Raw genomic sequence first — 11,282 nt, 5'->3', positions numbered from 1 at the left:
GGGTCCGGGTCGGAACCCGGTAGGCCCTGGGCATCCCAGGGCAACCTGCCAAAAACGCGAAAAGGCCGGCGGCTTATGCCACCAGCCAATTCGCGTTCTCAGCGCTCTTTCCGGCTGTACAAGCCGTTATTTGAGCTCAACAGTGGCGCCTGCTTCCTCAAGCTTCGCCTTGGCGTCGTCCGCCTCTTCCTTGCTAGCTGCTTCTTTGAGCGTACCAGGCGTACCGTCAACCAGGGCCTTGGCTTCTTTCAGGCCAAGCCCAGTGAGCTCACGAACAACCTTGATAACGTTGACCTTCTTCTCACCCCCATCGGTGAGCACAATGTCAAACTCGGTCTGCTCTTCAGCAGGCGCAGCTTCTTCACCACCGCCGGCAGCAGGTGCCGCCGCAACAGCAGCCTGAGCAGAAACGCCAAACTTCTCTTCCATCGCTTCCACGAGCTCAACTACTTCCATGACGCTCATTTCGGCGATTGCATTAAGGATATCGTCTTTAGACAGAGCCATGACTATTCTCCAGATTCAAAAATGATAAAAAACCAATCAGGCTGCTTCTTTCTTCTGGTCACGAACTGCAGCTACCGCGCGGGTAACCTTGGACGGAACCTCGTTGAAGGTCCGTGCCAGCTTGGTGATCGGAGCCTGGATTGTGCCCGCCAGCTGCGACAGCGCTTCGTCACGCGTCGGAAGCTTGGCCAGACGATCAATCTGCTCGCCACCCAGCAGCTCGCCACCTACGGCCAGTGCCTTGATTTCAAAGTTGTCTTTTTCCTTGGAAAAATCCTTGAGCAGACGCGCGCCCGCACCCGGATCCTCCATGGAAAATGCAAACAGGGTTGGGCCGACGAGCGCCTCGCTCACGCATTCAAACTCGGTCCCCTGAACAGCACGCTTCGCGAGCGTATTCCGAACTACCCGAAGGTAGACGTTCTGTTCACGGGCCTTTGCGCGCAACGCGGTCATATCGCCGGAGCTCACACCCCGGTAGTCCGCAAGGACAACAGACAAAGCACCACTGGCAGCCTCGTTGACTTCGGCGACAATCGCCTTTTTGCCTTCGAGTTGGATTGCCACTGGTTTTACTCCTCAGGTTGTGCCGGCTGGGCCGGCGATCAACTCACGCCCCTGAGGGCGCCCTTACGGTGTCTTTGTTCGGAGAGAACGTCTTACACCGTCTGCGCAGGCATTGCTTTAACCCCTGTACCCAATGGATTCGGGGACCTGCGGTCTTTGACAGCCCGGCTCACGCCCAGACTACAAAGCTCGAAACGGGCGCCAGTTACACTGACGCCCGGTGTGCTCCAACCTGTCAGATGGACAGCGTTGACTGATCAATGGTGAGCCCTGGCCCCATGGTGGAGGACAGAGTCACTTTCTTGAGATAAACACCCTTGGCGGTGGCCGGCTTGAGCTTCTTCAAGTCACCCAGCAGCGCTTCCAGGTTTTCGCGGATGGACGATGCATCAAAACCGACATTACCCACGGCACAATGCACAACACCCTTCTTATCGGTACGGAACCGGACTTGGCCGGCCTTGGCGTTGGCTACTGCGGTTTCAACATCCGCGGTTACCGTCCCGACCTTCGGGTTTGGCATGAGCCCACGCGGGCCAAGGATCTGGCCCAGTTGGCCAACAACGCGCATGGCATCCGGCGTAGCGATAACAACATCAAAGTTCAGATCGCCACCCTTGATCTGCTCGGCAAGATCGTCCATGCCAACCACATCAGCGCCCGCCTCGGTCGCTTTATCGGCATTGTCGCCCTGGGCAAAGACGGCGATACGTACACTCTTGCCGGTGCCATTGGGGAGAACAGTGGAGCCACGTACCACCTGATCGGATTTACGGGCATCGACGCCCAGATTCACCGCCAGGTCAACGGATTCCTGAAAATTGGTATATTGGTCAAGGTCCTTCAGGATCTCGACCGCTTCCTCTACACTGTAAGCGCGCGTACGGTCAGTCTTTTCGCGGATCAGCTTCTGGCGTTTACTCAGTTTTGCCATCTCAGAGCCCCTCCACGTTCAGGCCCATACTGCGCGCCGTACCTGCGATGGTACGCACTGCGGCGTCCATGTCAGCGGCCGTCAGATCGGGGTCCTTGGTTTTCACAATCTCTTCCAGCTGCTCGCGCGTTACACTCCCGACTTTGTCGGTGTTCGGCTTACCCGAGCCAGTGGAGATGCCGGCTGCTTTTTTCAGCAGAACCGGTGCCGGCGGCGTCTTGGTAATGAACGTAAAGCTGCGATCACTGTAGACCGTAATAACGACCGGAATCGGCAGCCCCGGCTCCATGTCCTGCGTCTCGGCATTGAATGCCTTGCAGAACTCCATGATGTTCAGGCCGTGCTGGCCCAGCGCCGGACCCACGGGCGGGCTCGGATTCGCTTTGGCCGCGGCGACCTGCAGCTTGATGTAAGCTTCAATTTTCTTAGCCACGTTAACCTCCTGATGGGTTCAAGCGCCATACTGGCTCCCCGTTGAGACAGAAAGGCACATGACCCTGTTATGGGCTCATGCGCCTTCCTCCATATGGCCTTCAGTCTTTCTCGACCTGGCCAAACTCCAGCTCGACCGGCGTGGACCGGCCAAAGATCAGAACTGCAACTTTTACACGGCTCTTGTCGTAGTCCACTTCCTCGACCACGCCATTGAAATCCGCGAAGGGCCCTTCAATAACCCGTACAATCTCGCCCGGCTCGAACAGCGTCTTCGGCTTAGGCTGCTCAGCACCCGTTTCGACACGCTGCAGGATAGCCTCAGCTTCTTTTTCACTGATCGGCGCCGGTTTATCCGGGGTGCCACCAATGAAACCCATCACCCTGGGAGTGCTTTTCACCAGATGCCAGGTCTCATCGGTCATTTCCATCTGGACCAACACATAGCCGGGGTAAAACTTGCGTTCGCTTTTGCGCTTTTTGCCGTCGCGCATCTCAACAACTTCTTCGGTGGGCACCAGAATCTCACCAAAGAGGTCATCCATGTTGTTGAGTTCCACCCGCTCCCGGAGGGACCGCATAACATGCTTTTCAAAGCCGGAGTAGGCGTGAATCACGTACCAGCGTTTCGCCATGTGCCGCTCTCTGTTAACCAATCAGACTTGAGACAATCCACGCCACTAAAGAATCCATGCCCCACAGGATCAGCGCCACCAGTAACACAAAGCCAAGCACGATGGCTGTGGTCTGAAGAAGCTCTTGCCGGGTCGGCCAGACCACTTTCCGGATCTCAACCTTGGCTTCTCTCATGATACGGGCCAACTGGCGCCCTTTTGCCGTCTGCAGCGCTATAGCGCCTGCGACGACCGCCAGCGCTACCAATGCCAGGACCCGATAAAGGAGGGATTCGCCCCCGTAATAGTGGTTGCCGGCTACACCTGCCGCCACCAAAGCAACGACGACGACCCACTTTGCGGTGTCAAAGCGGGTCGTCGCCTCTCTGGAACTGGATTCCATAGGGTTCAACTTTGTGGGTGCGGAAATAAATGGCAGGCCAGGAGGGGATCGAACCCCCAACCTGCGGTTTTGGAGACCGCTGCTCTGCCAATTGAGCTACTGGCCTGCACCGAAACTTTTTACTCGATAATCTTGGTCACCACGCCGGCACCGACAGTCCGGCCGCCTTCGCGTACCGCAAAGCGCAGACCGTCTTCCATCGCAATCGGCGCGATCAGCGTTGCCGTGAGCCTGACGTTATCGCCCGGCATCACCATCTCAACGTCTTCCGGAAGCTCACAGGTACCTGTTACGTCCGTGGTCCGGAAGTAGAACTGGGGCCGATAGCCGGTGAAGAACGGCGTATGACGACCACCCTCGTCCTTGCTCAGGATGTAGATCTCACCCTCGAACTTGGTGTGGGGTGTGATCGTGCCCGGCTGAGCCAGAACCTGGCCGCGCTCTACCTCATCGCGCTTGGTGCCACGCAGCAGCGCCCCGATGTTCTCACCCGCACGCCCTTCGTCGAGCATCTTGCGGAACATCTCAACGCCCGTGCACACCGTCTTCTGCGTCTCACGCAGACCCACGATCTCCACGTCGGACCCGGTCTTGAGCACACCACGCTCGACTCGGCCGGTGACAACCGTGCCACGCCCGGAGATAGAGAACACGTCCTCAATCGGCATCAGGAACGGCTGATCCACGGCACGCTCTGGCTCCGGAATGTGCCCGTCCATTTCCTTGATCAGGTTCGCCACCGCGGTGGTGCCGTAGCCGTTGTCGTCCTTGCCTTCCATCGCCATCAGCGCGGACCCGGTCACGATCGGCGTGTCGTCGCCCGGGAAGTCGTACTCGCTGAGCAGTTCCCGAACTTCCATTTCAACCAGCTCGAGCAGCTCTTCGTCGTCAACCTGATCGGCCTTGTTCAGGAACACCACAATGTTCGGCACCCCAACCTGACGCGACAGCAGGATGTGCTCACGAGTCTGCGGCATCGGGCCATCAGCGGCTGACACCACCAGAATCGCCGCATCCATCTGCGCCGCACCGGTGATCATGTTCTTAACGTAGTCGGCGTGGCCCGGGCAGTCGACGTGCGCGTAGTGACGCGACTCGGAGCCGTACTCAACGTGCGAGGTCGCGATGGTGATCCCGCGGTTTTTCTCTTCCGGCGCATTGTCGATCTGGTCAAACGCCCGCATTTCACCGCCGAACACCTCGGCGCTCACACGCGTCAGCGCTGCCGTCAGCGTCGTCTTGCCGTGGTCTACGTGACCAATGGTGCCCACGTTGATGTGCGGCTTATCTCTTTCGAATTTTTCCTTAGACACTTGACCTTTCTCCCGCGCCGTTGCCTTTTCTTCGTTACGTTAAAGCCAGCTTAAAACTGGAGCTCATGGGCGGACTTGAACCGCCGACCTCACCCTTACCAAGGGTGTGCTCTACCACTGAGCTACATGAGCTCACGACAACTTGGAGCGGGTGGCGGGAATCGAACCCGCGTCATCAGCTTGGAAGGCTGAGGTAATAGCCACTATACGACACCCGCAAAATGTGGTGGAGGGGGCAGGATTCGAACCTGCGAAGCTTTCGCGTCAGATTTACAGTCTGATCCCTTTGACCACTCGGGAACCCCTCCGTTTCGTGACCGGCCTACAAGGCCGCCCACTTAAAAACGGTGCTGATCTGGAGCTGGTGGAGGGAATCGAACCCCCGACCTACTGATTACAAGTCAGTTGCTCTGCCTGCTGAGCTACACCAGCTCTGTATCGCCAATCAGCGAGTGCAGTATCCTAAGGATTTTCCTGCGGCTTTGCAATACCCTTTTTCGTTTCAATGATCTGAATTGGCTCTACCCTTGGCAGATTGGCCGCCGGAACCGTCTGTGACTCCGGTTCCGGGAGACGCTCGGCCCACAGAAAGACCACCAGGTTGGCCAAACAGAGCACCCCGAACAGAATCCGCACAATCGCTCCCGTAGGTTAGTAGCCGTAACCGGCTTCCGCCATGACAGCGTCCATGCCACAAAAAACCAGCTCGGGCTCCAGCACCGCTTCAGGCCCCAGGGCCACTGCCATAGCCGGCGCATCGCCGCCGGTCAGGATGATCTTCCCCTGATTGTTCCAATAAACCGTGCTCTGGTGCGCGAGTGCCTGCATTGCCCAGGCGATACCATGCTGGACGCACTCCGACGTCGTGATCCCTGGCGCCGTGCTGTCGTCGTCCACAGGGCCGGGGCGCACACCAGAGGTTCCAAAACCAAGTGATGCCTTCATCAGATGGACGCCCGGCAGGATGTAGCCACCGTGATGGTTTCCCACGGAATCCACATGATCAATAGTAACGGCCGTTCCAGCGTCCACAACCGTAAGCGGACCGCCCCAGCGGGTGTAGGCACCCAGGATCGCAAGCCACCGGTCAACTCCCATCTGGCCGGGTTCCGGATAGGCGTTGCGAACGCCACACGCTTGAGGGTCAGTGGTGAAGTCAGTCACTTTAACATGGCCCGCCCCGGCCAATGCGGCTTTCAGGTCCTTTGCCCGCTCGCCCGCAACGGAAGCGAACTCCAGGTGCGAGAACTGCCCCGGAATCGCCCCCTCCAAACCATCACGATCCACCGCCTCCCAGGACCGGTGCCCGCGCTCAAGCACAACCCGGTGAGGATCAACATAACGCCAGTGGACCCGAGAGTTGCCAGCATCAACCTGCAGGATCAACCGGGACCTCCAGGCTCACTTCCCCAGCGTTGAGCAACACCTCCTCGCCATCCGTGGTCCGGAGCCGCAGTTGCCCAGCCCCGTCGATCCCATAACCAATGCCCCGGCAATCGCTACCGCGCACCGCGACCTGCCTGCCGCGCAACACATCGTACTCCGCCCATTCCTGCGCCAAATCGGAAGCCGCCCCCGCACCGAGATTGCTCACGGCGCCGAGAATGCCCTGAATCAAACCAATGGCCAGCCCATTGCGCCCACCCGGGGGGATCGCTCCCTCCTGAGCCAAGGACGTCCAGGGCTGATCGATGGTCGTTTCCGGTGCCGTCATGTAAACGTTCAGACCTATCCCAATGACCAGCCGCAACTCATCCTGGGCCGACCCCTGAAGCTCCGTCAGGATCCCGGCAACCTTGCGACCATTGAGCCACAGATCATTGGGCCACTTGATGCCCAACCCCGAAATCCCCATGCCACTCAACGCCCTTGCGGCCCCGATGCCCGCCCTCAGCGTCAGCCCCTGAACAGCGGCTGGACCAGCTTCGGTCTCCAGCCCAATACTGAGATACAGGTTGCGCGCAAAGGGGCTGACCCAGCTCCGGCCCCGCCGGCCTCGCCCCTGCAGTTGCTGCTCAGCAAGGCAGACACGAGGAGCGGTAGCACCCCCTCCCGATGCCATAAGGGTCGAGTTGGTTGACGCCACAACCGGCTCGAGAGTGAGCTCTGGCTGGGGCTCCCACCTTGCCAAGGCCTCCTCGATAGACGCCCGGGACAGAAGATCCAACGGCTCAGCCAAACGATATCCCTGACTTTGGACCGATTCGACCTCAAGGCCAAGTTCTTCAAGACGCCGGAGTTGCTTCCAGACGGCAGTACGGCTGACGCCCAGACGCTCAGCCAATTCCGTCCCAGAATGAAGCTGACCGTCTGCCAGCAAATGGATTAAAGGATAGGGATGCATGTGGTCTCCTCGCCTGCCCGGGCCAAGGTAACCAACAAAGCAGGTAAAAGGAATACCTTAGGGGATAGGCGTGGCGTTTAGGTTGGATTCCATATCCATATTCTGGATGCTGACGCCCTGGAGCGCTGTCGCAGCGCCGCCGTCGGGATGGACGAGATCCACCTGGCCGACGTTGAGCTCCCGGAACCGGGTTCTGGTGTTAACGGAAAAACCCTGCCGGCTGCCATTCGCAGACTCAACCTCGCGAACATCGACCACAAGATCGGTCTTGATGCCGTATTCATTACTGCTGCTCCCCGGACCATCGGAGGTATGGATGTCATCCAGCACCAGCTGCATTCCGGTCCCATTTTCAGGGTTGCCTTGGCCATCCAGGCTTCGACCGGTTTCCCAGATGAAGCGGTTGGCACGGTCTCCGACTGCCTTATTGAACACACTGGTCAGAGCCAGCTTGAGCCCTTCCTTCGAATCAGGTCCGGTAATCACCAACTCGTTGTTCTCGCCGTAACGCTGCCAAACCACTCGTCCAAAGCTGGCGCCATCATCCGCACCACCAACCCGCAGGTTACCAACGTCCATGGTGCTCCAGGCTTCGCCCTGGATGACCTTCAGCCCGTTTTTCACCACCTCCAGTGTCATATCCCGGATGTGGCCCTCGTAGGACAGGTCATCCGCCCAGACTCCCTGGCCGGAATCCTCCGTAAGCGAGCCGATAACACCATCCTCAATATAAAGGTCGGAATTGATCGTAATGCCCTCACCATTGGGCCCGCCAGGAGCCAACGTGTACTGCCCGTTCATCTCACCAAACTCAAAGGAGCGGAAAATGCCCAGAGTACTGAGCAGCTCCACGCCCCCCTGCAAGTCGGCGTCCTGGTCCCCGACCCTGAGACCATCCATGCGGTAACCACCCGATACGCCATCAAAGCCGATTCGAAGCCCTTTGTAGAAGTCCGTGCCACCGAGGGTTTCGTCACCCGTAACATCGAGGGTCACATCCCCCCGGCCCCAGGACTGGATACCATCAAAAACCACAGGGTTATCGTTAGTGGTATAGGTAAGGTCCGCATCCGCCAGGCTCCACTCAGTGGCAAACCGCAAGCCCTCGTCACCTGCGTCCGGATGACCGCCAGCCATCGCGAACACCTGGTTGGTATAGCCCTCACCGTCGATGGTCTGATTTTCGTAAAGCCAGCTCAGGTCAACGGAACCTATATCGCGCCCACCATCCCGCGTACCAGTGTCAACGCCCAACCGGATCTCATCGATACTCAGGTTGCCTTCCGCCCGGGACTGATCCCCGTTCAACGTGAACGCCAGCCCCTGGCGCTGCTCGTCGGTGAAATCCTTACCAACCTCAATCCGGAGATCCTGAATCGACGAGTTGCCGGACATGCCGCTCAACTCCAGGCCGTAGCCATTAGTGCTGTAAAGGAAATTGGCGGTGTTCAGCGTTGTATCGGCGTTAACCCTGAGCCCTTCCGGACCCTGACGGCCACCGCCACCACTGATTTCAAACTCGGAGACAAAATCCAGGTCCGTCTGGAAACCACCCATGCTGGGACGACCACTCTGGTCACCCCGTACATGGGAGCGCCCCTCGGCATACCGGACCGCGCCGACCTCGAAATAGAGCTCAGTGGGAGCGACGTACTCTACCACACCATCTTTGACATCCAGGGTGTGGTCCGAGGCGTTAACAAACATGGCCACATCATCCAGAAAAATCTGATGTCCATTCGTCTGGTACCCAAATCGGGAACCTGTCATCGCCAAAAACGAGTTAAAGGTGTAACCCTCTTCAGACAGCGCACCTCCCGGGGTAATCCGGAACCAACCATTCATGTTCCGATCCATCCAGAATGAGCCCATGCTCTTGGCACCACTGTCATCCAGGAAAACGCCACCGACGGCTACACGTTCGTCCTTTACATCAAAACCAATTTCCAGGCTGCCGTCGTTGACAAGATCCAGATCATAGTCGCGCCTGGCGCGCCCGTCAGGATCAGACGCCGAGCCGATGCTGATATCCTCCAGATGAATACCATTGTCGTTGGTAAAGTAGCTGAAGCGTTCGACCGAGGCTTTCGTGGCCAGCTCTACGGTAGCACCTGCCTGGCCCTGAACATTGGAAAGCTCCGCGTCATCCAAAGCCTCCATGGCACCTGCCGGTACCGCAACGGTTGAGAGCGCCACAACCCAGGGCTCAATCCAACGATGGCGTAAAGATTTCGTCATCAGTCACGGCTCCGTCGGAAAAATCAGCGCATTACCATCGAGCGTCACATCGCCGCTCATCTCTACCGTCATACGGTCGGTCTGTTGAAAATCCGGGTCGCTGGGCCTGGCGGTCGAACTGGTAGCAATGGTGTAACCGAAATTGTCGAAGCTCGCAGTATCCGGCATGCCGATCTCGATCACTTCACGCCCGAAATCCCCCGCGTCGCCCCCAAAACCATCATCGTTGCCGCTAATCAGACGTGTCGCCAGCGTCAGGCCCATGAATTCGAACGTTCCCTGCAAGTCATCAAGCACGACCCAGCCTCCGCCCTCGCTCAGCTGTGCCGCAATCCGGGAACCACAGCGGCCACTCTGATTACAGTCAAACCCAAGGCCCTCCCCCTTGAGCGGACCACCATTACGGTTGAACGTGACATCGCCAGAAAGAGACATACCACCGTATTGACCACTTACACCTGACAGTGCCTCATTGCTCATTGCCTGCATCTCGGCAGCGGCGTTCATCCCCAAACCGGACGTGGCAATCAGGCTGAGAATCAGTCGCCAGGCCCACCCTCTCTGAATCACCATTTCAGTCCAGGCTCCTTGTTGTCACATCCAGTTTCTGGAACAGCATGCCTTCCATCCGGGTTTTGCCCATAGTCTCGTCGCCTACCTGAAGATCGCCCACACGGAGATCGCTCCGGTGCTCATCGTTCGTGTAGTACGCCTGATAGAAATCATGGGTCGCATCACCATCACTGGAGCCATCGCCGGAATCATTGATCGGTGCCGGCGATTTCGCCTTATTAATCGCCTTCAGCTGCAGCTGGAAGTTGCCAGGCCCGGCGACGGTTTCACCATCCGTCGTGACCTGTTGGCCAACTCCGAGCACACCCAGGAAAAGCGGTTGATGCTTGTTTCCAAGCGTGACTTCCATCATGAAGTCATTAAAGGCGAGCTGCCCCCCACAGCCTGTGCCGCCCTGCTCGCAGGCACTGATCGTCAGGCTCGGCGTGTACAGGTTCGCCTGAATCCGACCTCGCAGCTGTTGGCGGTCATCATCATCGGCAGCGCCCCACAGCTGGATAGAGCTACCATCCACGACCGCCTTTTGGGCATGAATATTGACCGATTGAGGATCAGCGCTGCCTGACTGGACGGTTGCCTCAAATCCCATATCAATGCGTTCACCGCGGATCCCCTGGTTGGCATCCGCTTCGCGGCTCACGCAGCCAGTTTCAGCCCCTCCTGGAAGACAGGCGACGCCTTGGCTCTGCGCAACTTTCTCCGGAGCGGCATACTCGAAAACGGCTTTTCCAGACGCATCGCCCCCTATGTTGTTACCGTCTAACAGAGAGATCTCAAAGGGATTTGTCAGCCGACCAAGATTAACGGTCTGGAGGTTGTCCCCAAACGCGCTGCCGCCGCCACCGATATACAGCTCATCTACCAGGACCTGAACGTCGTCACCCGCGTTGTTGGTAATACCGCTGAGCCTGAATATTTCGTCATTAGCAGGATCATGACCGTGCGCGAAGCGGAAATCCTCCATGACCACGCCGACGCCCTGGCCACGGACATCAGCCATTTCCTGATTACTCATAGGTTCCAACCCAGCCGCTAGGACAGCTTGGGAGGCTGCGAGCCAGAGCGCTGCGACGCTAAGGCCGATTGTTCGTTTGCTGTCCGCCAATTGCCACACTCCTGAACCAGAAACGGAAGCGGGGAACGTCTTGTACCCAGCATACTCAGGCAGCTCAGCAATGCTTTGAATCAGTCAGCAGTTTTACAGGATAAGGGCGACAAAAGAGGGATATTGGTGAGAAGTGCGATCTCAATCACAAAAAAAGCCCCGACACGCGCTGTGTCGGGGCTTGGGTGTAGGAGCCTGACGATGACCTACTCTCGCATGGGAGACCCACACTACCATCGGCGCTGAGTGGTT

General features: G+C 58.2%; 12 protein-coding genes and 5 tRNA genes. All 17 read right to left on the bottom strand.

Translation table 11 applies throughout. The features are described 5' to 3' along the window. Nucleotides 1–126: 126 nt before the first annotated feature. A complete protein-coding gene (gene rplL, locus AC1RQI_RS00085) occupies nt 127–507 on the bottom strand; it encodes a 50S ribosomal protein L7/L12 (protein ID WP_416633546.1) in 381 nt (126 codons plus the stop codon). 36 nt (nt 508–543) lie between these two features. Further along, entirely contained in the window at nt 544–1,074 is a 531-nt protein-coding gene (gene rplJ / locus AC1RQI_RS00080; RefSeq protein ID WP_416633545.1) for a 50S ribosomal protein L10, read from the bottom strand. A 235-nt stretch (nt 1,075–1,309) separates the two neighbouring features. Next, a complete protein-coding gene (gene rplA / locus AC1RQI_RS00075) occupies nt 1,310–2,008 on the bottom strand; it encodes a 50S ribosomal protein L1 (RefSeq protein ID WP_416633544.1) in 699 nt (232 codons plus the stop codon). A gap of 1 nt (nt 2,009) precedes the next feature. Further along, nucleotides 2,010–2,441, bottom strand: coding sequence for a 50S ribosomal protein L11 (gene rplK / locus AC1RQI_RS00070; protein WP_416633543.1), 432 nt, complete (start codon nt 2,439–2,441; stop codon nt 2,010–2,012). Nucleotides 2,442–2,541: 100 nt separating this feature from the next. Next, nucleotides 2,542–3,075, bottom strand: coding sequence for a transcription termination/antitermination protein NusG (nusG, locus tag AC1RQI_RS00065; protein WP_416633542.1), 534 nt, complete (start codon nt 3,073–3,075; stop codon nt 2,542–2,544). A 13-nt stretch (nt 3,076–3,088) separates the two neighbouring features. Continuing rightward, nucleotides 3,089–3,457 carry a preprotein translocase subunit SecE gene (gene secE, locus AC1RQI_RS00060; RefSeq protein ID WP_416633541.1) on the bottom strand — a complete coding sequence of 123 codons (369 nt, stop codon included), beginning with the start codon at nt 3,455–3,457 and terminating at the stop codon, nt 3,089–3,091. A 30-nt stretch (nt 3,458–3,487) separates the two neighbouring features. Beyond that, nucleotides 3,488–3,563: transfer RNA gene (locus AC1RQI_RS00055), tRNA-Trp, on the bottom strand. A 13-nt stretch (nt 3,564–3,576) separates the two neighbouring features. Beyond that, entirely contained in the window at nt 3,577–4,770 is a 1,194-nt protein-coding gene (tuf, locus tag AC1RQI_RS00050) for an elongation factor Tu (protein ID WP_416633540.1), read from the bottom strand. 57 nt (nt 4,771–4,827) lie between these two features. Beyond that, nucleotides 4,828–4,902 (bottom strand) — tRNA-Thr (locus AC1RQI_RS00045). Between the two features lie 11 nt (nt 4,903–4,913). Continuing rightward, nucleotides 4,914–4,988 (bottom strand) — tRNA-Gly (locus AC1RQI_RS00040). 6 nt (nt 4,989–4,994) lie between these two features. After that, a tRNA-Tyr gene (locus AC1RQI_RS00035) sits at nt 4,995–5,078 on the bottom strand. Nucleotides 5,079–5,126: 48 nt separating this feature from the next. After that, a tRNA-Thr gene (locus AC1RQI_RS00030) sits at nt 5,127–5,202 on the bottom strand. A 219-nt stretch (nt 5,203–5,421) separates the two neighbouring features. Further along, the gene (locus AC1RQI_RS00025) at nt 5,422–6,156 is read right to left on the bottom strand and encodes a type III pantothenate kinase (RefSeq protein WP_481903164.1); all 735 of its coding nucleotides are present in this window, start codon (nt 6,154–6,156) and stop codon (nt 5,422–5,424) included. Beyond that, complete coding sequence (locus tag AC1RQI_RS00020; RefSeq protein WP_416633538.1) at nt 6,140–7,114, bottom strand: biotin--[acetyl-CoA-carboxylase] ligase; 975 nt, start codon at nt 7,112–7,114, stop codon at nt 6,140–6,142. The genes AC1RQI_RS00025 and AC1RQI_RS00020 overlap by 17 nt, the downstream gene beginning before the upstream one ends. A 57-nt stretch (nt 7,115–7,171) precedes the next feature. Continuing rightward, nucleotides 7,172–9,352 (bottom strand): DUF6160 family protein, encoded by a 2,181-nt coding sequence (locus tag AC1RQI_RS00015; RefSeq protein WP_481903163.1) that lies wholly within the window; start codon nt 9,350–9,352, stop codon nt 7,172–7,174. A gap of 3 nt (nt 9,353–9,355) precedes the next feature. Continuing rightward, entirely contained in the window at nt 9,356–9,925 is a 570-nt protein-coding gene (locus AC1RQI_RS00010; protein WP_481903162.1) for a hypothetical protein, read from the bottom strand. Nucleotide 9,926: 1 nt separating this feature from the next. Further along, nucleotides 9,927–10,940: a hypothetical protein gene (locus tag AC1RQI_RS00005; RefSeq protein WP_481903161.1), complete on the bottom strand. Its 1,014-nt coding sequence runs from the start codon at nt 10,938–10,940 to the stop codon at nt 9,927–9,929. Nucleotides 10,941–11,282: the final 342 nt, after the last annotated feature.

Source organism: Salicola sp. AFF1 (assembly GCF_056783195.1).
The sequence above is the reverse complement of the archived record's forward strand: the minus strand, read 5'-3'. Positions and strand labels throughout refer to the sequence as shown.

Bases quoted from the DNA above. Each gene is read 5' to 3' on its own strand.
- rplL (WP_416633546.1), bottom strand. From the start codon at position 507: ATGGCTCTGTCTAAAGACGATATCCTTAATGCAATCGCCGAAATGAGC.
- rplA (WP_416633544.1), bottom strand. From the start codon at position 2,008: ATGGCAAAACTGAGTAAACGCCAGAAGCTGATCCGCGAAAAGACTGAC.
- nusG (WP_416633542.1), bottom strand. From the start codon at position 3,075: ATGGCGAAACGCTGGTACGTGATTCACGCCTACTCCGGCTTTGAAAAG.
- secE (WP_416633541.1), bottom strand. From the start codon at position 3,457: ATGGAATCCAGTTCCAGAGAGGCGACGACCCGCTTTGACACCGCAAAG.
- AC1RQI_RS00020 (WP_416633538.1), bottom strand. From the start codon at position 7,114: ATGCATCCCTATCCTTTAATCCATTTGCTGGCAGACGGTCAGCTTCAT.
- AC1RQI_RS00015 (WP_481903163.1), bottom strand. From the start codon at position 9,352: ATGACGAAATCTTTACGCCATCGTTGGATTGAGCCCTGGGTTGTGGCG.
- AC1RQI_RS00010 (WP_481903162.1), bottom strand. From the start codon at position 9,925: ATGGTGATTCAGAGAGGGTGGGCCTGGCGACTGATTCTCAGCCTGATT.
- AC1RQI_RS00005 (WP_481903161.1), bottom strand. From the start codon at position 10,940: ATGAGTAATCAGGAAATGGCTGATGTCCGTGGCCAGGGCGTCGGCGTG.